A 22,935-nucleotide genomic window follows, 5' to 3' on the forward strand; every position below is an offset into this window, starting at 1 on the left:
CCCCTCGACCCAGCCGCCGTCCAGCCCGAACGTCCGACGCAGGACGTCGGGCGCCAGCGCCTGCATCGGTGCAGCGTCGGCGACCACCCTTCCGTGATCCAGCACCACAATCCGGTCTGCGACGGTCGCGGCCAGCGTCAGGTCGTGCAGGCTGACCAGCACCCCCGCCCCCCTGTCGGCCCGCGCCCTCAACCGATCCAGCACCAGCCGCTGGGCGTCCGGGTCCAGACCGGCGATGGGCTCGTCAGCCAGCAGCAGCGGCGCATCGACCACCAGCGCCCGCGCCAGCAGGACGCGCGCCCGTTCGCCGCCCGACATTTCCGCCACGCCGCGATCCGCCAGATGACCCGCGCCCACCTCCTCCAACGCCGCTCCGGCCCGCGCCAGGGCTTGGGCACCCGACAGGAAGGGCGCGCCAAGGGCCGCCACCTCGACGGCCGGCAGGTTCCAGGCGATGCGTCGTTCCTGCGGCAGATAGGCCGCCTGCTCCGCGCGCTGACGATGGGACAGGTCGGCGATTCGCGTCCCGCCCAGCCTGACCTGACCGCCGGTGGTCGCCAGCAGGCCCACAGCCGCGCGAATGGCGCTGCTCTTGCCCGCCCCGTTCGGCCCGCACAGGGCCACGACCTCCCCGGCGGAAACCGACAGATCGATCCCATCCAGCACGACGGCCTTGCCCAGCCGCGCCTGAACACGCTCCAGAGAAAGCAGGCTCACAGCAGCCACTCCCGCGCCGCGCGCCAGGCGATCAGGGCGAACAGCGGCGCGCCGATCAGGGCCGTGAAGACGCCCAGCTTCAACTCCTGATCCGTCGGCGTCAGCCGCGCCAGCAGGTCCGCGACGACCAGCATCAGTCCACCCGCCAGCGCCGAGGGGGCCAGGATCCGCTTCGCATCGCCCCGAACCGCCGCCCGCACCAGATGGGGAGCAGCTAAGCCCACGAAACCAATGACGCCCGCGGCCGCCACCGCCGCGCCGGCAGCCACCGCCGCCGCGATCAGAGCGAACGCCCTGAGCCGACCCATGTCGAGGCCCGACGACCCCGCGCCCTCGTCGCCCAGGGTCAGCATTCTCAGACCGTCGCCAGACAGAACGGCGAGTACGGCCGAGACGATCACCGCCGGCGTCACCCAGGCCACGTCGATCCAGCTTCTGTTCTGCACCGATCCCAACAGCCACGACATCACCTCGGCCTGTGCAATCGGCGACGGCGACAGGTTGAAGATCAGGGCCGTCGCCGCGCCGGCGAAGCTGGACAACGCGACCCCGAACAGGATCAGCGCTTCCGGCGCCCGCATCGCTCTGGACGCGACGATCAGCAGCCCGCCCGCCAGCGCCGCCCCTGCCAAGGCCGAAACCTCGATCAGGCCGGGCACGGCCGCCGCGCCCAGCACGATGGCCAAGGCCGCGCCCAGCGCCGCCGTCGCCGACACGCCCAGCACGCCCGGATCGGCCAGGGGATTTCGCAACAGCCCCTGCATCACCGCGCCGGCCAGCCCCAGGGCCGCGCCAACGACCAGGGCGCAGACCGCGCGGGGCGCCCGCACCTGCCACAACACTTCCGCCGGTCCCGACGTCGGATCGCCAAAGGCGGCGCCATACTGGGCGCTCGTAAACGCCGTCTCACCCACCAGGATCGCCAACGCCAGGGCCGCCGCGATTAGCAGTCCCAGGATCAGGCATAGTCGCACCGTTCCGCTCATGGCCGCCCCTGGGCCATCATCGCCACCGCATCGGCCGCAAACCAGGCCGGGCAGGTCAGGGTCGCGGCGGGCAGTCGCGCCGCCGTCCGGCCGTCCGCCGCCCGACGAACGACCGGATGCCGGCCCGGTCCGCGCAGGTCGGCCCGCAGTTGATCGAAGAAGCCCAGGATGAATCGCGCCGGCGGGTTCATGGCGATCCGTTCGACGCTGATCGCGCCGAATCCGGGCGCCGTCGTCAGATTGCGGAAACCCGCCGCCCGCATCATGGCGTCCATCAAGGTGCCAGGGCCCGAGGTGAAGCCGCCCGAGGTCAGATAGACCGCCCCCGGCGCCTGGGTCGTCCCTCGCGCGGGCGCGGCATGGGCTAGCTTGGCGTCCATCTGCTGTTGCAGCCTGTTTCCGCGCTCCACCTGGCCTAGCTCGCCGGCCACCGTGCGGATGTTGCGGCGAACGCCCTCCAGATCAACCGCGTCCTCGATGGTGATAACCTTGATCCCGCGGCGCTCAAGCGCCGTCAACAGCCGTGGCTCGCCGCCCCAGTAACGCACCACGACATCCGGCCGAAACCCGACCGCCGCTTCCAGCGTCGGCCGCACACGCAGCCGCCCGGCGGCCTCGCGCCGCAGCCAGGCGTCGGGATCGTCGGCGCGCGGCGACAGCGCCAATTGTTCATCCGGCGCGAGCGCCAGCACATATTGATCCGCACACTGATCAAGAGCCATGATGCGTAACGGCTTGGCCTCCGCGAGACCGGCGACGCCCAGCAGCATCAGGCCCGCCAAGCCCCCCCAGGTCCGCCTCATGGTCTGGGCAGGCCGGCGAACACGGCGTCCAACATCGTGCCGACGAGCAGCTGACGATCCGCCCACGGAAAATACGGCTTGGTGATCATCAGCGACACCACGCCATGCGCTGTCGCCCATATGGCCTGGGCCAAAAGACTGGGGTCGCCCGTCAGCTCGCCCGCCGCCACCGCGTCGGCCACCGTCGCCTGCAACGTCGTGAACAGGCCGGCGCCCAGTTCGCGCGCCATGTCCTGGGCGCCCTCTCGCGCTTCCACCGGCCGCGTCAGATAGATCAGGCGATAGGCGTTGGGATGGGCGAAACCGAACGCGACATAGCCTTCGATCATGCGGCGCAAACGCTGAATCGGCGGCCAATCCTCGTCGGCCACCGCGGCATTGGCGGCGATCAGGCGGGCGAAAGCGTCGCGGCAGATTTCCTGCAGGATCGCGCCCTTGTCCGGGAAATGCATGTAGAGGGCCGTCGAAGACAGGCCGACCTCGTCCGCGATCTTGCGGATGGTGGCGCCTTCATAGCCGTGCTCGACGAAGATTCGCTCGGCCGCCGCCAGGATTTCGCCGCGCCGAGAATGCCCCTCGCCCTTGGGCTTTCGGGTCGTGCGCGAGGATGTCGAGGCGTCGGACAAACGGCTGCTCCAGATCGAGCGTCCTGAATAGCGACAATCCGTCCACGGCGCCAACCGGCTTGCCGAACGCGGTTGTTTGTAATAGCGATTAAAGGTTGAACACGGCGCGGGGGCGAGGTGGCGAAGGACTGGACGCATCCGGGCATCACGCCGCGCACCAGTGGGGCGTGGCGGCGTGCGCCCAGCGGATTTCAAGTCCTGGCGACGACGGTGATCGTCGGCGGCTACGCCTTCGCGGTGATCCGCTGGCCCGAAACCGCCTTCATGGCCGGACTGCTGATCGTTCAGGCGGCCTTCGTCCTGTCCGCCGTGTGGAAGACGGTCGTCGCCATCGCCAGCCTGCGACGCCCCAGGCCCACGCCCGTGCCCCTCGAATGGCCGCGCTACACCATACTGGTCGCCCTGCACGACGAAGCGGCGGTCGCGCCGGACCTGATCGCCAATCTGGCGCGCATCGACTATCCGGCTCATCGGCTGGAGGCTTTCATCGTGCTGGAGGCGCACGACGCCGCGACCTTGGCGGCGGTCGAGGCGGCGACCAAGCCGGCGTGGCTGAAGACCTGCATCGTCCCGCCCGGCCATCCGCTGACCAAGCCGCGCGCGCTGAACCATGCGCTGGCCCAGGCAGGCGGTGACCTGGTCACCATCTATGATGCGGAAGATCGCCCCCATCCACAGCAGTTGCGTCGCGCGGCCGCGCGCTTCGTCGCCCAACCTCGGCTGGGCTGTCTGCAGGCGCCCTTGAGGATCAGGCCCTCGGGCCGCGCGGGCTCGACCTTTCTGGATCGCCAGTTCGCCTTCGAATACGCCGCCCTGTTCGAGGTGACCCTGCCCGGCATGGCGCGCCTCGGCCTGCCCTTTCCGCTGGGCGGGACCAGCAACCACGTCCGCATGACGGCGCTGCGCGCGGCGGGCGGGTGGGACGCGCACAATGTCACCGAGGACGCCGACCTGGGGTTTCGCCTGTGGTCGCTGGGCTGGACGCTGGATGTCATCGATTGCCCGACCTGGGAGACGCCGCCCGGTCCCCTGGACCGCTGGCTGCCTCAGCGCACGCGCTGGCTGAAGGGCTATATGCAGACCTGGGGCGTCCATACCCGAGGTCCGCGCCGGTTAGGGCGGCGCGGTCTGCTGTCGCTGGTCATGACCCTGGGGACGGCGATCCTGGCGGCGGGAGCCCATGCCCCCACTCTGGCGTGGCTGGCCTCTGCGGTGCTGGTCGGATTGCACGCCGGAATCGCCCCGGCGACGCCGGTGGCCTCCATCGCCGTTCTGGCGGCCGGGGTGATCGCCGCCTGGATGGGGTGCGCGGTCGGGGCGCGGCGCGCCGGGCTGGACTATCGGTTGGGAGACATGTTGGCGGCGCCCGCCTATTGGTCGCTGCTCAGCCTGGCCTTCGTCCACGCCGCCTGGCGGCTGATGGTCGAGCCACACGTCTGGGACAAGACCCCGCACGACGGCGAGGTCCAACCGCTGGAACTGGTCGTGATCGCTGACGACGCTGGACGCGAGGTGGCTTGAGCGCCTATCAGCCCGACGATGGCGCCCGTTCTCTCCAAGACCCCCGAAACGCTCGTGACCCGTGGCTGGTCGGACTATGCCTTGCTGGACAGCGGCCACGGCAAGAAGCTGGAACGCTACGGCCGATATACGGTCGTCCGGCCCGAGCCGCAGTGTTTCTGGTCCCCGCGTGATGCCGCCGCCTTCGACGCCGCGACCGCCCTGTTCGATCCGCAGCAGGAGGAAGAGGATTCGGGCCGCTGGAAGTTCGACAAGCACCGTCCCGTCGACGCCTTCCCGCTGAAATGGCGCGACGTGAAGTTTACCGGCCGCTTCACCCCTTTCCGCCATCTGGCCTTCTTCCCCGAACAGGCCGCCAACTGGGAATGGCTGGACAAGCGGGTGCGGGATTTCTCGCACTCAGCCGGCCGCGCCCCCAAGCTGCTTAACCTGTTCGGATACACCGGTGTGGCCAGCCTCGCGGCGGCTGCGGCCGGCGCCGAGGTCACCCATGTCGATGCGTCCAAGAAGTCCGTCGCCTATGCCCGCGAGAACGCGGAACAGTCCGGCCTGGCCCAGCATCCGATCCGCTGGATCGTCGAGGACGCCCGCAAATATGTCGCGCGAGAGGTTCGGCGCGGCTCGAAATACGACGGTATCATTCTGGACCCGCCTAAATACGGTCGCGGACCGACAGGCGAAGTCTGGCGGCTGTTCGAGGACATGCCGGACCTGCTGAAGGACTGCGCCGCCCTGTTGGCCGACGACGCCGACTTCCTGCTGCTGAATGCCTATGCGGCGCGGGTATCCGGTCTTTCCCTGGCGCATTTGATGGCCGAGGCGACCCAGGATCGCGGCGGGCGTATCGACTGGGGCGAACTGGCTCTGTCCGAAGACGGCCCGGACGCCCGCGCCATCGGCCTGTCCTTCTTCGCACGGTGGTCGCGATGAGCGCGCGGGACGAATATCGCGTCATCACCTCGCTGACGAACGACACCATCAAGGCCGTCCGCGCCTTGCATATGCGCAAGGAACGCGACCTGACCGGAACCTTCCTGGCCGAGGGTCTGAAGTTCATCGGCGAGGCGGTGGATCAGGGCCGCGCGCCGAAGATGCTGCTGGTCGGCGAGGACGCCCGCCCCCACCCTCTGCTGGACCGCGCCAAGGCGGAGACACGAAAGGCGGGCGGCGACATCATCATCGTCACCCACGCCATTCTGGAAAAGATCAGCCGGCGCGATAATCCGCAGACCGTGCTGGGCGTGTTCGAACAGGCCTATGCGCCGCTGGACAGCCTGAACCCGGTTTCGGCTCCTTGCTGGGTCGCGCTGGAGCAGGTGCGTGATCCGGGCAATCTGGGCACCATCATTCGCACGGCCGACGCGGCCGGTTGCGGGGGCGTCATCCTGATCGGCGACTGCGTCGACCCCTATTCGGTCGAGGCCGTGCGCGCGACCATGGGTTCGGTCTTCGCGGTCTCGATCACCAAGACGACGCCCGAAGCCTTCCTGGCGTGGCGTCAATCATGGCCTGGCAGCGTGGTCGGCACCCGCCTGGACGCCACGATCAGCCATCGTTCGGCGGTGATGCACAAGCCGGCCCTGATCCTGATGGGCAACGAACAGGCTGGCCTGACCGATCAGTTGGCCGCCGCCTGCGACGTCAACGTCAAGATTCCGATGCGCGGCCGAGCCGACAGCCTGAACCTGGCCATCGCCACCGGCATCATGGTCTATGCGGCGACGGACGAAGCCTAGGGTTTCTCTTCCGGCGCCACCCGACCCATGCCCCACAGGGCGGCGATGGTGATCAGGGCGGACACGGCGAGATAGCCGCCGACCGCCGCCGGTCCGAATCGCTCGGCCAGTTTCAGCGCGATATAGGGCGCCAGCGACGCGCCCAGAATGCCCGCCAGATTGAAGGCCATCGACGCCCCGGTATAGCGCACCGCCGTCGGGAACGGTCGCGCCATGGCCGCGCCGATGGGGCCGTAGGTGCAGCCCATCAGGGCGAACCCCAAGGCGAAGAAGATCAGCAGCCCGGTCAGCCCGCCCCCGAACAGGGCGGTGAACAGAAAGCCGAACAGGCCGATTCCGATGGACGACGCGATCAGCACCCTCACCTGACCGTGCCGATCCGCCAGCAGGGCCGTCACCGGAATGAAGGCGGCGAAGAACAGAACGCCGATCAACTGGATCGGCAGCACGTCGGCCCGCGCCAGCCCCATCCCCGTCGTCGCCCACCCCAATGCGAAGACCGTCATCAGATAGAACAGGGTGAAGGTCGTCACGCCGCTGAAGGTGCCCAGAACCAGTGCGGCCTTGTGATGCGAAAAGAGAGTTACGGCCGGCGCCTTGACCCGCTCGTCGCGGTCCACCGCCTTCTGAAACTCGGGCGTCTCGGTGATCTTCAGCCGCACCCACAGGCCGACGAACACCAGCACGGCGCTGGCCAGGAAGGGGATGCGCCAGCCCCAGCCCTCGAACGCGGCTTCGCTCAGGGTCGAGGTCAGGGCGATGAAGGCGGTGGTGGACAGGAGGAAGCCGATGGGGGCGCCCAGTTGCGGGAACATGCCGAACCAGGCCTTCTTGCCTGGAGGCGCGTTCTCGGTGGCGAGCAGGACCGCCCCGCCCCATTCGCCGCCCAGGCCCAGCCCCTGTCCGAATCGGCAAAGCGCCAGCAGCAGGGGGGCCAGCAGACCCACCTGCTGGTGCGTCGGCAACAGGCCGATGGCCACGGTCGATAGTCCCATGGTCATCAGGGCCGCAACCAGGGTCGCCTTGCGCCCCACCCGGTCGCCGAAATGGCCGAACGCCAGGGCGCCGATGGGCCGCGCGAAGAAGGCGATGGAGAAGGTGGCGAACGACGACAGCAGCGCCGTCCCTGGATCCTCGCCGGGGAAGAACAGCGTCGGAAACACCAGCACCGCCGCCGTGGCGTAGATGTAGAAGTCGAAGAATTCGATCGTCGTGCCGATAAGGCTGGCGAACAGCACGCGGCCGGTGGAGTTCTTGGGCAGGACTTCGGACATGGTTTCGGCTCCCAGCAGTGCCTGCGATGCCCGCAAGGCGGCCATGCCGTCAAGCCGATCAGGTCCCGCGCGGCTTCACCCGGTTCGTCGCCTGCGCCTCGGCCGGGTTCTCGGGCCAGGGGTGGCGGGGATAGCGGCCCCGCATCTCGGCCCGCACCGCCGCCCACGACCCGGACCAGAAGCGCGGCAGGTCCTTGGTCACCTGCACTGGCCGGCGCGCGGGCGACAGCAACGCCAGGGTCAGAGGCACGCCGTTCGCCACGGTCGGATGGGTCGTCACCCCGAACAGTTCCTGCACGCGAATGTCAACGCGCGGCCCGCCCTCGGCCGAATAGTCTATGGCCGCCGATCCCAGCGGCGTCACCAACCGCCCCGGCGCCAGCTCGTCCAGCCGACGCTGCCGGTCCCACGGGATCAGTCCCCGCAGCGCCTCCGCCAGACGCGCGTCGCCGATGGCGTCCAAAGCCTTCGCGCCCTCCAGCAAGGGCCACAGCCAGTCTTCGCGCGCCGCCAGCAGGGCGGCGTCCGATACATCCGGCCAGGCGGCGTCCTGGTCGTGCAGAAAGGCCAGTCGCGCCCTGAGGCCGGCCGCCTGTTCGCCCCACCGCAGCGCGCCGAGCCCCTCGGCCTCCACCTCGGATCGCAGGGCGGCGGCCAGCGTCTTCGCGTCCGGCGCGCCGACAACCTTTTCGTCCAGCACGATGGCGCCGATCCGTCGCGACCGCCGGATCACCGCCCGACCGGACGGTTCGCGCGCCATCCGGTCCTCGGTGGTGATCAGACGCGCCAGCTCGGTTTCCACCTCCTCAGAATCCAACGCCGCCGCCAGCCGCACCCGGTCGCGCACATCACCGCCGCCCAGTTCGGCGACCGCCAGCCAAGGGGCGCGCGCCAGATGATTCGACGCCTCCAGCACGGCGCCGCGTCCGCTGGCCAGCAGGAACTCGCCCGACCTGCCCCGCGCCCGCGCAATACGCTCGGGAAAAGCCTCGGCCAGCAACAGCCCTGGATGGACCGCCTCTCCCGACCCGCCGCCCGCCGCCCTGGCCCAGCGATCCGCCAGTTTAAGCGCATCGCGCGCGCGCGGCGACCGATCCCGCGTCAGGCCGACCAGACGGTCCGACAGATCGACGCCCGATCCGCCCAGGCCCGGCTCGCTCAACACCGCCGCGATCCGCGCGCCCGTGAGGGCGTCGCCTCGGTCCGAGGCGACCGCGACCATATGGGCCAGGCGCGGCGACAGCGGAATCTTCGTCAGCCTCATCCCATGCGCCGACAATCCGCCATCGGCCCGAAGCGCGCCCAGACGGGTCAGCACCTTGCGCGCCTTGGCCATCGCGCCGGCGGGCGGCGGGTCCAGCAGCGCCAGACCCTCGACCGACCGCGCGCCCCACCGCGCCAGATCCAACGCCAGGCCGGTCAGGTCCGCCTCCTGGATCTCGGGCCGCTGGTGCGCGACCAGGCCGCGTGTCTGCTCCTCGTCCCACAGGCGATAGCAGACGCCAGGGCCTGTCCGCCCCGCCCGTCCGCGCCGCTGTTCGGCCGAGGACCGGCTGACCTTGACCGTCGCCAGTCGCGTCAGGCCGCTGGACGGTTCGAAACGCGGCACGCGCGACAGACCGCCGTCGATCACCACCCGCACGCCCTCGATGGTCAGACTGGTCTCGGCCACCGAGGTGGCCAGCACCAGCTTGCGCCGCCCCGGCGCCGCCGGTTCGATGGCGCGGTCCTGCTCAGCTCGGTCCAGCCCGCCGTAAAGCGGGGTGACGTCGACATCAGTCAACCTCAGCCGTTCCTTGACCAGACGCGCGACGCGGTGGATTTCCCCCTGCCCCGGCAGGAAGACCAGGATCGACCCGCTCTCTGCGCCCAAGGCGGTCAGGCAGGCCCGCGTCACCGCCTCTTCGAACCGCTCGGCAGGATTGCGGCCCAGGTATCGGGTTTCGACGGGAAACACCCGCCCCTCGGCCTCGATCACCGGCGCGCCGTCCAACAGACGCGAGACGCCGACGACATCCAGCGTCGCCGACATGACCAGCAGCCGCAGATCGTCGCGCAACAGCCCTTGCGTCTCGCGCGCAAACGCCAGGCCCAGGTCGGCGTCCAGACTGCGTTCGTGAAACTCGTCGAACAGGACTGCGCCCACGCCCTCCAGCCCCGGATCGTCCAGGATCATGCGCGTGAACACGCCTTCGGTGATGACCTCGATCCGGGTCGTCGCCCCGATACGGCTTTGCAGCCGTGTGCGATAGCCGACCGTCCTGCCGGCCTGTTGGCCCAGCGTCGCCGCCATCCGATCCGCCGCCGCCCGCGCAGCCAGCCGCCGCGGCTCGAGCACCAGGATCTTGCTGTCATCCAGCCACGGCTGATCCAACAGGGCCAGCGGCACGACGGTCGTCTTGCCCGCGCCGGGCGGCGCCGCCAGTACGGCCGTATTTCCGGCGCTCAAGGCGGCCTTCAGCGGTTCAAGTACGGCGTGGATCGGCAACATATCCGGCCTGTAGCCGACCCTGGGGCGATCACGAAAGCGTCGTCCGGCCTTTACTGCGCCGTCATGCGCGTTGCGCGCCGTCCCATCCGCCGCTAGCGTCCGCCCAAACCCAGCCGAGGGGCTGGCTTATAATGTGGGGAATAAATCTATGTGGCGCGTCAAATCGTTGGATGCGATTCTCGCATCCGCGGAGAAAAAATCGCTAACCCGAACCCTGGGCCCCGTTCAGCTGACCTTGCTGGGCGTGGGCGCGATCATCGGCACCGGCATCTTCGTCCTGACCTCAGAGGCCGCCCAGAAGGCCGGCCCCGGCATGATGTGGAGCTTCGTCATCGCCGCTGCGGTCTGCGCCGTGGCGGCGCTTTGCTATTCGGAAATCGCTTCGATGGTGCCGGTCTCCGGCTCCGCCTACACCTACACCTATGCGGTGATGGGCGAACTGCTGGCTTGGATGGTGGGCTGGGCGCTCATTCTTGAATACGCCGTCGCCGCCTCGGCGGTCTCCGTCGGCTGGTCCGGCTATTTCATCGGCCTCCTGCAGAGTTGGGGCATAAGCTTGCCACAGGCGATAGCCGTCGGTCCCTACGCCGGCGGCATGATGAACCTGCCCGCCCTGCTGATCGCCCTGGTGATCACTGGCCTGCTGATGATCGGGACCAGCGAAAGCGCGCGCGTCAACGCCGTTCTGGTCGCCATCAAGGTCACGGCCCTGACGGTCTTCATCGTCCTGACCGTGCCGGTGCTGAAGGGGGCCAACTTCACGCCGTTCACGCCCAACGGCTGGTTCGGCGATGGTCATGGCGCGGGCCTTGGCGTCGTCGGGGCCGCAGCTTCGATCTTCTTCGCCTATGTCGGCTTCGACGCCGTTTCCACGGCGGCCGAAGAGACCAAGAACCCGCAACGCAACGTGCCCATCGGCCTGATCGCCTCGCTGGGCATCTGCACCATCTTCTATCTGCTGGTCGCCGCCGGCGCGATCGGCGCGGTCGGCGCCCAACCGCTGCTTGGCCCGAACGGCGAAGTGCTGCACGCCGGTTCCTCTGCCCTGGCCGCGCAGTGCTCCACCTTCTCGTCGATGCAGGAGCCTCTGGTCTGCTCGCGCGAAGCCCTGGCCCACGTCCTGCGCGTCGTCGGTCATGAGCGGATCGGCGACCTGATCGGCATCGCCGCCTTCCTGGCCCTGCCGTCGGTCATCCTGATCATGCTGTTCGGTCAGACCCGCATCTTCTTCGTGATGGCGCGTGATGGTCTGCTGCCCGGCTTCCTGGCCGCCATCCACCCCAAGTGGAAGACGCCGCACATCGTCACCATGATCACCGGCGCGGCCGTGGCCGTCTTCGCCGCCTTCCTGCCCGTCGGCCAGCTGGCGGACATCTCCAACTCCGGCACCCTGTTCGCCTTCTTCATGGTGGCGATCGCCGTCATGATCCTGCGCGTGACCCAGCCGAACCGTCACCGCCCCTTCAAGACGCCCCTGGTGTGGATCATCGCCCCGCTGGCGGTGCTGGGCACCCTGGGACTGTTCTTCAACCTGCCGACGGAATCCAAACTGGTTCTGCCGATCTGGGGCGCCGTCGGCCTGCTGGTCTATTTCGCCTACGGCTATCGCAAGAGCCACGTCGGACGTGGTCTGGTCGAGGTCCACGAGACGGACAACGACGCACCTCCGCCGCCTGTGCCGCCGATCAAGTAAGAAGAAAGGCCCCGGAGCGATCCGGGGCCTTTTTTTACTTTGGTGCGGATGAGAGGACTCGAACCTCCACGCCTCTCGGCGCTGGAACCTAAATCCAGTCGAACAACGCCTAACCCTCGGCTTCCTTGGGATTTTCCGGCGTCACATTCTCGATTGTGCCGTATGCGTGACGCAGAGCGTCGCGAAGGTCATCTCGTGACGTGTGGGCGTAGCGCATGGTCGAGGATATGACCTCGTGCCCAAGCAGCTTCTTCACGGCCGCCAGATTGCCGCCTGTCTTGCGGAGAAGGGTCGTGCCGGCGTGGTGGCGGTCGTCGTGAACGGCCCGGGCCTGAACACCTGAGCGACGATTGGCGGCGCTTGCTGCGGACTGATAGGCGCGCCAGTGGATGGCGGTCAGAGAGCCGTCCTTCATCTCCCTGAACCACACCGTGTCGAGCCCAGCGGCTACCGCCCGACCGATTCGCGCCCGCATCTCGGCGGCGTCCTCTTCCAACAGCGTCACGACGTGGGGGCCGTTCTTCCGAACCGCAGTATAGATGTCCATTGTCTTGCCGTCGTCGTGGACGGCCGAGAGCGGGAAGAAGGCCTCGCGCAGGCGGACCCCATATCGCTGGATGAAGCGCTGGATCGGCTGATGCCAATGGGGCAGATGATCGGAACGAGCCTTGAGCTCTTCATCCGTGAACCAGCGAACGACCTCCCGCGGCTCTTCCAGGCGCAGCTCTGACCAGTCGATCTCGCGCATCTCGACTTCAAGGTTCTTGCGCGCATACCGGATGATCGGCCGAAGGGTGGTGTCGATGATGTCGCGGTTCACCGTCGCGGCGCTGGGCAGCTTGTCGATCGGCTTGCGGTTCTTGCCGCGGCGGATGGCTTCGACCCGGCGCGAGTTCACGGCCTGGGTGACCTTCAGCGGGCCGATGTCAGTCAGCTTCGTGCGCGGCCCGAGATGGCGAAGCATGATCTCGACGCGATGCGCCGTCGTCTTGGCGCTCTTGCGGCCGGCGACTTTGGCGGCGAACCAGAGATCCGCGGCCGCCTCTAGGGTGATGTCCTGGTGTAGACCTCCCATGAGCGCCTTGCGGAACTCACGGTTTTCAATCTTGGCTGCGTCTTCCTTGAGGCGCGCGCCGGTCGAGCCGCGGTATCGCTCACCGTTGACGGTGAAGTCGTACCACCAGATGTCGCCGCGTTTATAGACCGGCACGTCAGGGCCTCCAGATAGGCATTCAGGTCGTCGCGCCTCACGCGCCACTGGCGCCCGATCTTGCCGGCGCGCAGGGAACCATCGGCAATGATGGCGCGCAAGGTGTGCTCTCCTACTTGGAGCTCACGACAGGTTTGGTCGAAGGTCAGAACGAAGTTGTCGTTCGCCGCGCTCATCTCCACACTCCCCTGCGTTCTCTCTGGGCCTGGTCCTCTTGACGCCGGTAAGGGTCTCCGAAGTTCATCTCGCTGATGGCCAGCCCCTCACGGACCAGCTGGGCGCCCAGGTCGCGGCCCCGGACCATGCACACCGCGACATTGCGGCGATACCGATCGATGTCGGTGATTGTGCAGCGGGCGCCGGCGCTGGCTAGCTGACGCGCACGGGCTGCCGCGCCCGAAGCCGTGGAGCGAGCGACTGGCGAGCAGGCCCAGACATCCGGCCGGTGGCGGCAGCGAGTATGAGGTGCGACCTCCCCGGCATCGATCCCAGCCAGGCGCACCCGGTGGCGCTCGCCGTCGGCGGTGACGCACCGCCCGCTGTCCCCGTCGCTCATGAGCAGGGTCGCGCAGATCAGGACGACGGCGCTCATCCCTCCCCCTTCCCATTGCGGGCGAGGAAGGAGCGGGTATCACCGGCCACAAAAGACACCCCAATCGCACACGGATCATCTGAACACAGTCTCGTCCATCCCTCCAGCAGCCCCCTCGCCTCCTTCAGTTCAGCGATCAGGGCCTTGATGGTGGCGGGGTTGGCAGCAGCGATGAAGGCCCGATCTTGAGGGAGAAACTGCCCGAAGTTTTGTCGTCCGAGCAGGTTCTCTTCCGTATACCACGGATCACCAAACGAGCAGCGATCCGCCAGCTTCTCCAGCGCGTCTAGGTCGATCATTGTGGCGGCCTTACCGATATGATCCGTCATGCCGGGCCTCCTGACGGGGCGGCGGGGAGCGGACGAAGGCGACGCGACTTGTCGTTCAGTTGTTCGCGCAGGATTTTCGTCATGCCCTGTCTGGTGTGTGGACAATCGGGATGATCTGGCTCGGGCTGCAAGACGTAGCCAATGTTGGCGGCGATCTCTGTCGCAAGCGCGAACTGTTCATCACACGTCATGTCCTGCCAGCCCTCCGACTTCTTTGCATTTTCTGCAAACAACTCAGGGTTCAGTTCACCGGGAATCCCGGAGGACTGCCCCGATTTCAGTTGTCCAAGATTCTTGGATAACTGACCGGCTTCCGGCAGCGGCGATGCGGGGGCGGCTGCTAGGAGGTTGTTGAGCGTCAGGGCGAGCGGTCCGTAGCCCTCGCAGTCGAGAAGGCCCGCAGCCTCGCTCAGAACGACATACGGCACAGGCACCAGGCGCAGCGCATCGGTGGGGGTCTGGGTCATTGGGGCGTGTCCTTGAAAACGCGCCGCATTGCCTCGAAAGCCGCGCGCTGATTTTCGAAGTATGTGGCTTCGCGCTCTTCGGAGACTTCGCCCTCGCCGTGGCAGGTCGGGCAATCGCGCTCGCCATAGTTTGCGCAGACGCACAGGTCGCCGCCGCAATGGCAGTCAACCGTTCCGTCGCCCTGACAGCGGGGGCATGGAATGCCGTCCGGTTCATAATCGTAGAAGTCATCAGGATCGCTCACGGCTGTGTCTCCTGCTGTAGGGCGGCGCGGTATGGTTCAGCATCCTTCATCATGAAGCCGACCCGCGACCGTAGCTCTGGCTCAGCCGTTCGGTTGTCGATGAATGGATAGTCGAGCCAGGAAATCGCCGCATCCAACTTGCTTGCGATTTCAGCCAGCCTATCCGCTCGGGCTTCGGCGGCTACCCTCGCCTCAAACTCGGAATGAGCATGGGCAGCGTGGCCATCGCGGGAGCCGCGTAGATATTCGACCCTTGCTTCTAGGTCCGCGATCCTGGCTTGAGCGGATGCGGCGGTGACGAGGGAGCGAACCGGGTAACCTTGCTCTTCCCAAAACGCCACATCGTCAGGATCGTTGATCAGAAACCATGAGCCAGAAGGACCGCCTGACTGTGCCTCAAGCCTCACCACCTCCAGCCCCGACGTGTTCGCGTTAGAGGGGGCGGTCTGCTGCGACATAGGGCCGGTCGCGCAAAAGTCGTTGACGTGGTGAGTGTCGCCGCAATGCGGGCAGTCGAACATACTCATCTCACCCACCCCCTTCCTTCGCGGCGGTCGATTTCAGGGCGGCGAACGGGACTTTTTTGATGTCAACCGAGCATCGGTTCATGCCGCGAATAGGGTCCGTGGGGCTGGCAAACTGCCGATGGTAACCGCGCACGGCGTGATCCAAGTACCAGCGGATGCGGTCTTCGCTCACTTCCACGGATGAAGGCACGAAGACGCGCACCTCGTAATAATGGTCACGCTGGGCCATCTACTTCCCCTCCGATTTCAGGGCGGCTACCCGCTTGGCTATCTGGGCGCTGACCCATTCGCTGGCAGCTTCCAGATCGTCGCGGGTGACAGCTTCGTCCCAATCGCCCGTGTTGTCCTCGCCCGCGAGCATCGCAGACAGAGCGTTGTCCATCGCGTTTAGGCGTCGAAGCGTGAGGCGGGCCATCTACTTCCCCTCCGTTTTCAGGGCGGCGAGGGCTTCTTTCAGACCCGCAATGCGTCCTCGGTCCCATGCCCCATGCGTTGGACCCGTCAGGGGTGCATTAATCTCGGCCTTGATCGCCTCGACCGCGATCCGCACCCTGTCTTCATCGGCGGCGGGCGGCGGGGATGAAGGGGCGCGGCGAATGGCGAGGATGGCGTCAGCCGCATGGTCGTGACCGATGAAGTGAACGCCCATGACCTCGATATTCTCGCGTATGGCGCGGATGATCGCTTCCCGCTCCCCCGCCGCCTCTTCGTCCTGCGAGACGTAACGATCTTCTGCCCCTCGGTCAGTGAAAGCCGCAGAGCGCAAATCGTCCTGTTTCGGTGACAGCGACCAATCGTGATGCCATGCAAAGGCGCAATAGGCGGCGACATCACGCGGGTCGCCCTTCTGGATGTGACGCAATAGGTCTTCGATCAGCTTGTCGCGCCAATCATCGGCCTTCCACGCGTCGTCAAAGCCATATTTCTCGCCAGCCGCACGCAGCTTGGCTTTCAGAGCGACCGCAAACCGATCAACCAGATCATCAGTAGCCGCCTCTTCGTCTGGGGCCTCGGCTCGGGCGGGGGTGGTGAGACCGCACACGGCACATGGGTTGTTGCCCGGAGCAGGCTTGTCCTCACAGGCCACACACGAAGGCCATTCGGCTGCTTTTCTATCGGCCTCCCCGCCGCCCTGCTGGCCTCCCAAGGCGAGGTCGAGGATGCGGTCTGCGAGTGCAAAGCAGCCCGCTTCATGGTTCATATTTGCGTCGGTGGTGTCGCCCGGATCAGCGAACAACTGAACACCGCCCGGCATCGACGCATCAGGGAAGCGCTCGTCGAGGAAGTCGTAAATCTCGTGTGCCACCGCCTCTCGTAGGTCATTTTGCATTTTTGATTTTCCTTCTGACGGTCGCTGGATCGATGCCGAACTTGCGCGCTGCGGCGCGGACGCTGACCGCTTTGGCGAAAGAGACGATTGCTTCGTTCTCAGTTTCGCTAAGCCGCCTGTAGGGGCGCACCTCACCAGAGAACCGCCCGCGTTCCCGCGCTTCCTGTTGGTTCTCGCCTCTGCTTCCAGGACGCAAATGATCTGGATTGATGCAGGCTGGCGTGTCGCAGGAGTGCAAAACGTGCTCGTCGTCGCGAAGAGGCCCGTTGTGCGCGATGTAAGACAGGCGATGGGCTAGGGTTTTCCGCCCGTCGATTTTGGCCGAGCCGTAACCGCCTCGACAGTTCTGGCCTTCCCAGAGCCAGCATCCGCTGTTGGCTTCCATCTGAACGCGATGAAGAATCTCCGCGACGAAATCCGACATGGTCTTTTCGCCGCGAGCGCCATGATACCAAGTCATCGCGTCTCTCCGCTCGGTTGGGGGCGGAGGTCTGTCGAGCCGCAATAGCAGTGCGCCATCTCATCAGAGAACGACGTCCCGCCCCAGCATTTCGGACCATGCTCCCGCTCCGACCCGCTCGCTTCGACCGGAGCGGTGGGGGCGAGGCGGAAGGCGACGATGTCGCCCGACCATCCGCTATTGCCCCATCGCAAAGCCTCAGACGGCACCGAAACCGGGAGGGCCCATGTTGATCCCGAACGGCAACGGTATTCAACCGTCGCTCCCGGCACGGGGTTTTCAGCCCAGCCTTGCGAGTTGAAAATCCAGCCGTCAGCGTCAGGACGGCCGATGAAGGTTTCGCCGCCAGAGGCGTCTGGTAGTCCATCCGCCATCAACGTCACGACGGTTCCGTCAATCCGACGCAGCAAATCGCCCTTCACGAGCAGCTTCACGTCATCCCCGCTCAGCGGGCCGGGTGTGGGGGCTTGGGTCGCGGTCATGCTGCTTGGTCCTGCTGAGCGATTTCCTTCGCGCGATGCTCGATCTGCGCGATGGCGAGAATGGCGGGCTTCAGTTCGGCTGGCGCCGTGTCGTAGGCCATGACCCGGCTGGCACGTCCGCCGTTCAGGCGAGGCAGGGCGCCGCGTGGGATAGCGATCCAGTTCGCGGGGTCCGTGTTTGTCCGGTCGCCGTCGAGGGACTTCAGACAATGGCCTTCCGGCACAGGGCCGTTCTGCGCTTCCCAGAGGTGGACGTGCTTGTGAACGTAGCGACGGCCATAGCCGGTGTGAGGGTTCGTCTCCGCAACGCTGATCTCGACATAGCCATCCTTCGACAGCCGTTCATGACCCAGGTGCTTCGTGTTGTGCGGCTCCTGGCCCTTTTTGAACTGCGAGCGTCGCGCGTTCGGATGTCGGCCGCCGACGCCCTCAGGGCAACGCTTGCCCTTGTTCGGGGGCACCTGCCCCTTGGTGAAATGCCCGGTTCTGCCGGTCTTCCATCCCATGCGCTTGCGCAGGGCATGAAGGTTGCTGGGGCGCACGTCCTCGCGCGGGAAAGCCTCGATGAAGGACCGATGATAGTCCGAAATTGGCAGAGTGCTGTTGGCTTCAAGCCAAGCCATTTCAGGCTTGCTGAACTTGCGATGCCTCCCTTTATAACGATCGCCCTCTCGGCCCGTTTTCCAGCCCTTCCGCTTCCGGAGGCTGTGGAGATTCATGGCCGAGATCTCGGGCCGTGCGAACGCCATTTGGAAAGCGGCGTGATAGTCGCTGATGACCATCATGCGATTGGCTTCCAACCATGCCATTTCGGCGGTGCTGTAGATGATGCGCTGGCCTCTCATCGCGGGGCCTCGATCATGGTCAGCTTGTCGTGGAAGCGTTCGCCGTGTTCGGCGATCAGTTCGACGGCCTTGAGGTTCAGGTGTTGGGCGCTGACGATCTGCGCCGCGACGCCAATAATGGCCTTCGACCGCTCAACTTCCTTGTCGATCTGCTCAGCCGTCAGGTCTTCCTCGCCCAGCCGCTCAAGCTGAGCGAACAGGTGGTTGTTCAGGTCGGAAAGCTTGTTCTTCATGCTGCTGCTCTCTGGCTGTCCGCCGCGTCTTCCAGCAGGCAGATCAAGTCGATGGCCGCGTAGAGCATCCGCTCACCGGCCTTCATGGTTTTCATGACGTCGGCGCAGTCGTCCCTGCTCCACGCCCGGGTGGCGGCGTCCCATTCGGATCGCGCCTCCTTGAGGGTCTTGCCGCTCATGCTGCGATCCTGTGACGAGCCGTCCATTCGCGCTCAGCGGCAGCGAACTCGCGGGGGAGAATGACGGTTCGGTGCGCTTCCTTGAGCTTCGCCGTTCGACGCTTGGCCACGACCCAATCAGGGCCGCAGCGCTCAGAGACGAAAACCTCAAGCGGTTTGGGATATGGCGCGAGGCGGTAGGTCTGGCCCAAACCGGGGAACAGGCCGTCTTCACCAGGAACGATCACGCCTTCGTCCGCCATCTTCTGGCAGAGATCAGCGCGCGCAGGGCGGCCGTCTTCGAAGGCCCACGTCGCGCCAGTCGCGGCGTCCTGATCCATGGTCTTGATGAGGCGAGCGCCCGAGAACAGGCGAGCTTCGATCTGAGCGGTGTTGCTCATACGACTTTCCTTCCAACGGGTTTGTTGGTGAAGCAGAACCACGCCTTGTTTCCGACGACGCGGACCTTGCCCGGTGCGTCGCAGCCCGGTTCGCTGCATGGGATTGGCGGTTTGGCGGGAGCGGTCACTCTTCCGGCTCCCATTCGAGGTCACCGCAGCCCGAGCAGATCAGGCGCTCGCGCTGAAGCTCGTTCTGGATGGCGAGTTCGAGCTTGCGACGGCCGATCACGTCATCAACATCCACGTTGACGCCCGACACCTCGACCGCGCGCCGCAGCGCTGCGAGAACCGCTTCGGATGACACGCCCATCCTCTCAGCCCTCCCTGTTGGAGGAAGAGGCGGCGCCCTGATGTTCGGCGTAGAGCCGATCAGCGATCTCGAAGGGGTCGCGGTCCAGGGCCGACCAGAACCGGGCCTCGCTCATCGAATGCTGCTTGTCGTGGCAGACGCGGTTCAGCGGCACGGCGAACCGGTCGGACGGCTTGACTTGCATGCCTGTCGGCAGCTTGCCGCGCTCCGGGCTGGCCATGCGGATGTGAGCCGCATCGCTGGGCGCTGGCGCACCGCATCCGCAGGCGCACGGCTGGCGACGCAAAAAAGCCAGATAGCCGGTGTCGCGCTCCCTGCCCCGGCTGGCCTTTCCGCCCGACTTGCGAGCGGCCGCGATCTTCATGCGGATCTCGCGGTTCTTCGTTCTTTTGATCTCGGCGGCCTTGCGCAGGATGATGCGCTCTTGAGCGGTGACCATCACGCGGCCTCGCTCTGCTGGGCGCCGGTGTCGTTAGCGGGCGCCATGTCGAAATGCTCGACCGTCAGGCCGTGCTGGGCGGTCCAGGCGAGGATCAGCTCCAGCAGTTCGGAAAACTCGGACTTGGTCAGCTTCGACGATCGCAGGCCCAGCGGCAGCATCGACGTGCCGTCGAGCGTCGGCACGAAGCGGACCTCGCGGCCCAGCGCGTGCATGAAGAGCGCCTTGTAAGTCTCGGCATCCATCTGGACGCCGTTGTGCTCTGGGCGCTGCTTCACGATCTGCCCCAGCAAGGACCAGAGCGCCGCGTTCTGTGCGTCCGAGCGCTTTCCGTCGCGGACTTCCATCACCATGCCGAGACCTTCGCGGCAGGCCTTTTCGATCCAGGCATGGGCGCGCTCGCGGGTGAAAGCGTTCAGGGGGATTGCGAACCGGCTCATACGACATGCCTCCACGTCTTGCGGAGGAGAAGCTGCATGATGGTGCCTTGGTCCACGCCATAATGACGGGCCAGCGCACGCTGATTTGCATGCTTGCTGTGCGGAACATACGCCGCGCGGATGGCGCGAACGTCTGTTTCCGTCAGGCGCGATCCTGCGACCTTCTCTCCCCGCGCCATCCGGCCCCGATCAACGGCGTCGCGGCTGTTTTGCGCAGGGGTGCCGATCACCAAATGATCGGGATTGACGCACGCGGGCGTATCGCATCGATGTCGGACTAGATGGCCCGAGGCTGCCCCAACGCCGTGGCGGGCCTCATAAGCCAACCTATGCGTCAGCAAGGTCCGGCCGTTCGGCCTGACGCAACCGTAGCCATCAGGCATAGCCCCGGCCGACCAAAGCCAGCAACCGGATGGAGCGCCGACCTCAATGCGGGATTCATAGCGAGAGAAGAAATCGATCATCTAGAGAACCCGCTCTTCGGTGATCGCCACGCCGGGGATCATCGAGCCGCGGCGGCCGGCGCGGACGTCGGCGTCGACCATGCTCTGGACCAGACGGCGGAACGGGCCGTCGTCCTGGCACCAGTAGAACTTCACCGCCTCGTTCAGGTCGATGATGGTCCCGACGTGCTTGGTGCGTAGGCCCATGGCACGCTCGCCGCCGGTGGCATGGGCGCGGTCGTTCGCTGCGATCTTGGCGGTGCGCTGGGCGTCCTCGGCCTCGCGGATCTTTTCTTCGGCAGCCTCGCGGGCCTCTAGGTTGGCGGCGTCGGCTGTGCGGATCGCCTCGGCGGCGGCACGGGCAGCCTTTTCCGCTTCCTCGCGAGCGATGCGCTCCTTCTCCCGCTTCTCGTCGTCCAGCTTGCACAGGTACGGCGCCAATGTGGCTTTCAGAGCATCGACAGCTTTCCACACCTTGCCGGGCGTCTTGTTTTTGCGATCTGCAATCCACGCTCCGTAGCGGGTCTGAATAGCGTTCACCTGCTCGTCGAGCGGCTTCTTCTCTTCAATCCGGGCATCATCCAGCGCTTTGGCATGTTTGTTCAGCCCGTCGATGATCCGAGACACCTGATCGGCCTGGGCCTGGTTATTCACAGCATCGCCGTCGGCGAAGTTGCGAGCCTCGACCAGAAGATCCTCGATACTTTCCGTGATCAGGTCGTAGGGGCGAGAGTTCTGGATTTTTGCGGTGCCATCAGCCATTGGACGCACCTCCAAAGTTCGGTGCAGCGAACGCGCCCCAGGTGGCGACAGCCGCTGCGTCATATGCTTTCGCGGCTTCCTCCGGGGTGTCGAATAGGCCCAAATGCCGGTCCTGAATCGTCGCGCGCCAGCGTCCGGTCGAACGATGCAGGCTCACTCCCTTGAGGCCGCTCTTACCGATGGACCGGTGGCGATTGGCTTGGTTCTGTCCTGCCGTAGCCAGACGAAGGTTGACGATGCGGTTGTCGGTTCTGTCGCCGTTGATGTGGTCGATCATGCCGTCTGGCGCGCTGCCGTAATGCAGTTCCCACGCGAGACGGTGGACCGTTATGGCTCGCCCGTTGAACCGAACCACCACATAGCCATTCAGTCCGACCACGCCGACGGGACCGGTTTGACCGCGTCCGCGTTTCAGCGGCCGGGAGACAGCACCGGTCTCAGGATCGTAGGTGAAGCAGTCGGATAGACGCTCAGAAGCGCGTCTCGCAGCGTTTGCCTGAGCTTTTCCCGCCCCCATGCAGATGCGGTCGCAGTAAAGCGGCTTCTCGGCTGCTGCGGCTGCGATGACGCGGTCGGCCCGCTTCTCCACGACTTTGCCGCAGAAAGCACAGGACACGGGGGCTGTTCGGATCACCTTGCCCATCAGGCGGCTTCCTTTTGATCGAAGGGGGTTTCGTCGCCGGCGGGCTTCTCCGACGGAGCCTCGGCGAAGCGCTTGGCCTCGGTGCGCATGACGCCGATGACGTGGGCGTAGTTGCCGTCGTCCAGCGTCTCGCGCAGGCCGGTCTTTTGGCCCTCCCAGAAGTGGGTGAACTCTTCCTTCGTCTTGGCCTGGCGCAGTTGGTCGGCGGCGTATTGAGCAGCGGCGCTGGGGAAGTCCGGCTCGCGCTGCTGCTGTTGATGCTGCTGGCGCGGGGCCGATGACGCGTTGCCGTCGTCGTCTTCCGGCGCGGCGCCAGTCATCGCCAGCAGGGAGTAGCGGCGGCCATAGGTGATGGCGGAGCCGATGCCTTGGGGGTCGTTCTTCACCGGACGCAGGCGCAGGGTGCTGCTGACCGACGATCCACTTTCATGCAGAAGCGTGGTGGTGATCGACACCCACTCGCCGTCGTTCACAGCATTCTGGATCACGCCGATGCCGTGCTCGTTCAGGGCAGGCACGACCGCTTCAACGACCTCGGCCAGATCGGCATACTTCGTCTTGAAGTGATCGTTCTTGGCGGCCTTCTTGATGGCCTCCATCGACTTCTGGGCAGCGACGTAGGCCTTGGCGACGGCAGGCCGCTCGCCCTCCCAGATCAGGCCATAGTCGCGCTCAACAGTCAGGGTCGTCATGGATTGCTCCGAAGGTTCGGCAGCATCCCGGAGGGCTTCTTGGGCCACTCCGGTCTCTGCTGCGGGGAAAGGGGTGTTGG

General features: G+C 66.2%; 32 protein-coding genes and 1 pseudogene. 4 read left to right on the forward strand and 29 right to left on the reverse strand.

All coding sequences use genetic code 11. From position 1 onward, the window contains the following. The 4 genes from RTU05_RS02440 to RTU05_RS02455 form a co-directional block, all read right to left on the reverse strand. Positions 1-717, reverse strand: a 717-nt coding sequence (locus RTU05_RS02440; RefSeq protein WP_312595380.1) for an ABC transporter ATP-binding protein, incomplete at its 3' end; no start/stop codon positions are given. Next, complete coding sequence (locus RTU05_RS02445) at positions 714-1,703, reverse strand: iron ABC transporter permease (protein WP_312595383.1); 990 nt, start codon at positions 1,701-1,703, stop codon at positions 714-716. The genes RTU05_RS02445 and RTU05_RS02440, both read right to left, overlap by 4 nt. Further along, entirely contained in the window at positions 1,700-2,506 is an 807-nt protein-coding gene (locus RTU05_RS02450; protein WP_312595385.1) for an ABC transporter substrate-binding protein, read from the reverse strand. Before RTU05_RS02450 ends, RTU05_RS02445 begins: the two co-directional genes overlap by 4 nt. After that, positions 2,503-3,132 (reverse strand): TetR/AcrR family transcriptional regulator, encoded by a 630-nt coding sequence (locus RTU05_RS02455; protein ID WP_248116614.1) that lies wholly within the window; start codon positions 3,130-3,132, stop codon positions 2,503-2,505. The genes RTU05_RS02450 and RTU05_RS02455 overlap by 4 nt, the downstream gene beginning before the upstream one ends. Positions 3,133-3,249: 117 nt before the next feature. Here RTU05_RS02455 and RTU05_RS02460 point away from each other — a divergent pair, with 117 nt between their 5' ends. From RTU05_RS02460 to RTU05_RS02470, 3 genes are read left to right on the forward strand one after another with little or no spacing between them, the layout of a single operon-like run. Next, positions 3,250-4,653 (forward strand): glycosyltransferase family 2 protein, encoded by a 1,404-nt coding sequence (locus RTU05_RS02460; protein ID WP_312595387.1) that lies wholly within the window; start codon positions 3,250-3,252, stop codon positions 4,651-4,653. A gap of 18 nt (positions 4,654-4,671) precedes the next feature. Further along, the gene (locus RTU05_RS02465; protein WP_312595389.1) at positions 4,672-5,583 is read left to right on the forward strand and encodes a class I SAM-dependent methyltransferase; all 912 of its coding nucleotides are present in this window, start codon (positions 4,672-4,674) and stop codon (positions 5,581-5,583) included. Next, the gene (locus tag RTU05_RS02470; protein WP_312595391.1) at positions 5,580-6,389 is read left to right on the forward strand and encodes an RNA methyltransferase; all 810 of its coding nucleotides are present in this window, start codon (positions 5,580-5,582) and stop codon (positions 6,387-6,389) included. Before RTU05_RS02465 ends, RTU05_RS02470 begins: the two co-directional genes overlap by 4 nt. Here RTU05_RS02470 and RTU05_RS02475 read toward each other — a convergent pair. Next, positions 6,386-7,663 carry an MFS transporter gene (locus tag RTU05_RS02475; protein ID WP_312595393.1) on the reverse strand — a complete coding sequence of 426 codons (1,278 nt, stop codon included), beginning with the start codon at positions 7,661-7,663 and terminating at the stop codon, positions 6,386-6,388. The two genes, RTU05_RS02470 and RTU05_RS02475, sit on opposite strands and share 4 nt — an antisense overlap. A gap of 58 nt (positions 7,664-7,721) precedes the next feature. Then, positions 7,722-10,154: an ATP-dependent helicase HrpB gene (gene hrpB, locus RTU05_RS02480; protein WP_312595395.1), complete on the reverse strand. Its 2,433-nt coding sequence runs from the start codon at positions 10,152-10,154 to the stop codon at positions 7,722-7,724. A 148-nt stretch (positions 10,155-10,302) separates the two neighbouring features. On the opposite strand from hrpB, the gene RTU05_RS02485 reads away from it, so the two are divergent. Continuing rightward, positions 10,303-11,847: an amino acid permease gene (locus RTU05_RS02485; RefSeq protein WP_312595397.1), complete on the forward strand. Its 1,545-nt coding sequence runs from the start codon at positions 10,303-10,305 to the stop codon at positions 11,845-11,847. A gap of 109 nt (positions 11,848-11,956) precedes the next feature. Here the strand turns inward: RTU05_RS02485 and RTU05_RS02490 are convergent, their stop codons facing one another. The 23 genes and pseudogenes from RTU05_RS02490 to RTU05_RS02595 all read right to left on the reverse strand — a co-directional run bounded on the left by RTU05_RS02490 (position 11,957) and on the right by RTU05_RS02595 (position 22,855). Next, positions 11,957-13,057 carry a tyrosine-type recombinase/integrase gene (locus RTU05_RS02490; RefSeq protein WP_312595399.1) on the reverse strand — a complete coding sequence of 367 codons (1,101 nt, stop codon included), beginning with the start codon at positions 13,055-13,057 and terminating at the stop codon, positions 11,957-11,959. 17 nt (positions 13,058-13,074) lie between these two features. Next, a pseudogene (locus RTU05_RS18270) lies at positions 13,075-13,233 on the reverse strand (helix-turn-helix domain-containing protein); the annotation flags it as partial. After that, positions 13,230-13,649 carry a thermonuclease family protein gene (locus RTU05_RS02495; RefSeq protein ID WP_312595401.1) on the reverse strand — a complete coding sequence of 140 codons (420 nt, stop codon included), beginning with the start codon at positions 13,647-13,649 and terminating at the stop codon, positions 13,230-13,232. The gene RTU05_RS02495 and the pseudogene RTU05_RS18270, both read right to left, overlap by 4 nt. Next, positions 13,646-13,978: a hypothetical protein gene (locus RTU05_RS02500; RefSeq protein WP_312595403.1), complete on the reverse strand. Its 333-nt coding sequence runs from the start codon at positions 13,976-13,978 to the stop codon at positions 13,646-13,648. Before RTU05_RS02500 ends, RTU05_RS02495 begins: the two co-directional genes overlap by 4 nt. Next, positions 13,975-14,445, reverse strand: a complete 471-nt coding sequence (locus RTU05_RS02505) for a hypothetical protein (protein ID WP_312595405.1) — start codon at positions 14,443-14,445, stop codon at positions 13,975-13,977. The genes RTU05_RS02500 and RTU05_RS02505 overlap by 4 nt, the downstream gene beginning before the upstream one ends. Beyond that, positions 14,442-14,690, reverse strand: coding sequence for a hypothetical protein (locus RTU05_RS02510; RefSeq protein ID WP_312595407.1), 249 nt, complete (start codon positions 14,688-14,690; stop codon positions 14,442-14,444). Before RTU05_RS02510 ends, RTU05_RS02505 begins: the two co-directional genes overlap by 4 nt. Further along, a complete protein-coding gene (locus RTU05_RS02515; RefSeq protein WP_312595409.1) occupies positions 14,687-15,217 on the reverse strand; it encodes a hypothetical protein in 531 nt (176 codons plus the stop codon). The genes RTU05_RS02510 and RTU05_RS02515 overlap by 4 nt, the downstream gene beginning before the upstream one ends. A gap of 1 nt (position 15,218) precedes the next feature. Next, positions 15,219-15,446 (reverse strand): hypothetical protein, encoded by a 228-nt coding sequence (locus RTU05_RS02520; RefSeq protein WP_312595410.1) that lies wholly within the window; start codon positions 15,444-15,446, stop codon positions 15,219-15,221. Further along, complete coding sequence (locus RTU05_RS02525) at positions 15,447-15,632, reverse strand: hypothetical protein (RefSeq protein ID WP_312595411.1); 186 nt, start codon at positions 15,630-15,632, stop codon at positions 15,447-15,449. Next, positions 15,633-16,547, reverse strand: a complete 915-nt coding sequence (locus RTU05_RS02530; RefSeq protein ID WP_312595413.1) for a hypothetical protein — start codon at positions 16,545-16,547, stop codon at positions 15,633-15,635. It lies immediately after the preceding gene. Further along, positions 16,537-17,007, reverse strand: a complete 471-nt coding sequence (locus RTU05_RS02535; protein ID WP_312595415.1) for an HNH endonuclease — start codon at positions 17,005-17,007, stop codon at positions 16,537-16,539. The genes RTU05_RS02530 and RTU05_RS02535 overlap by 11 nt, the downstream gene beginning before the upstream one ends. After that, positions 17,004-17,489, reverse strand: coding sequence for a hypothetical protein (locus RTU05_RS02540; protein ID WP_312595417.1), 486 nt, complete (start codon positions 17,487-17,489; stop codon positions 17,004-17,006). The genes RTU05_RS02535 and RTU05_RS02540 overlap by 4 nt, the downstream gene beginning before the upstream one ends. Then, positions 17,486-18,334 carry an HNH endonuclease gene (locus RTU05_RS02545; RefSeq protein ID WP_312595418.1) on the reverse strand — a complete coding sequence of 283 codons (849 nt, stop codon included), beginning with the start codon at positions 18,332-18,334 and terminating at the stop codon, positions 17,486-17,488. Before RTU05_RS02545 ends, RTU05_RS02540 begins: the two co-directional genes overlap by 4 nt. Next, a complete protein-coding gene (locus tag RTU05_RS02550; protein ID WP_312595420.1) occupies positions 18,331-18,567 on the reverse strand; it encodes a hypothetical protein in 237 nt (78 codons plus the stop codon). The genes RTU05_RS02545 and RTU05_RS02550 overlap by 4 nt, the downstream gene beginning before the upstream one ends. After that, positions 18,564-18,746, reverse strand: a complete 183-nt coding sequence (locus tag RTU05_RS02555; RefSeq protein WP_312595422.1) for a hypothetical protein — start codon at positions 18,744-18,746, stop codon at positions 18,564-18,566. Before RTU05_RS02555 ends, RTU05_RS02550 begins: the two co-directional genes overlap by 4 nt. After that, entirely contained in the window at positions 18,743-19,126 is a 384-nt protein-coding gene (locus RTU05_RS02560; protein WP_312595424.1) for a hypothetical protein, read from the reverse strand. Before RTU05_RS02560 ends, RTU05_RS02555 begins: the two co-directional genes overlap by 4 nt. Before the next feature lie 124 nt (positions 19,127-19,250). Next, complete coding sequence (locus RTU05_RS02565; protein WP_312595425.1) at positions 19,251-19,436, reverse strand: hypothetical protein; 186 nt, start codon at positions 19,434-19,436, stop codon at positions 19,251-19,253. 4 nt (positions 19,437-19,440) lie between these two features. Continuing rightward, complete coding sequence (locus RTU05_RS02570; protein WP_312595427.1) at positions 19,441-19,875, reverse strand: hypothetical protein; 435 nt, start codon at positions 19,873-19,875, stop codon at positions 19,441-19,443. Continuing rightward, on the reverse strand, positions 19,875-20,315 hold the full coding sequence (locus RTU05_RS02575) for a recombination protein NinB (protein WP_312595428.1): 441 nt from the start codon (positions 20,313-20,315) through the stop codon (positions 19,875-19,877). The genes RTU05_RS02570 and RTU05_RS02575 overlap by 1 nt, the downstream gene beginning before the upstream one ends. Continuing rightward, a complete protein-coding gene (locus RTU05_RS02580) occupies positions 20,312-20,779 on the reverse strand; it encodes an HNH endonuclease (RefSeq protein WP_312595429.1) in 468 nt (155 codons plus the stop codon). Before RTU05_RS02580 ends, RTU05_RS02575 begins: the two co-directional genes overlap by 4 nt. Beyond that, entirely contained in the window at positions 20,780-21,520 is a 741-nt protein-coding gene (locus RTU05_RS02585) for a hypothetical protein (RefSeq protein WP_312595430.1), read from the reverse strand. It lies immediately after the preceding gene. Continuing rightward, the gene (locus tag RTU05_RS02590; RefSeq protein ID WP_312595432.1) at positions 21,513-22,163 is read right to left on the reverse strand and encodes an HNH endonuclease signature motif containing protein; all 651 of its coding nucleotides are present in this window, start codon (positions 22,161-22,163) and stop codon (positions 21,513-21,515) included. Before RTU05_RS02590 ends, RTU05_RS02585 begins: the two co-directional genes overlap by 8 nt. Next, positions 22,163-22,855, reverse strand: a complete 693-nt coding sequence (locus tag RTU05_RS02595; RefSeq protein WP_312595434.1) for an ERF family protein — start codon at positions 22,853-22,855, stop codon at positions 22,163-22,165. The genes RTU05_RS02590 and RTU05_RS02595 overlap by 1 nt, the downstream gene beginning before the upstream one ends. Between the last annotated feature and the right edge of the window lie 80 nt (positions 22,856-22,935).

The organism is Brevundimonas sp., assembly GCF_032017145.1.
GTDB lineage: Bacteria > Pseudomonadota > Alphaproteobacteria > Caulobacterales > Caulobacteraceae > Brevundimonas.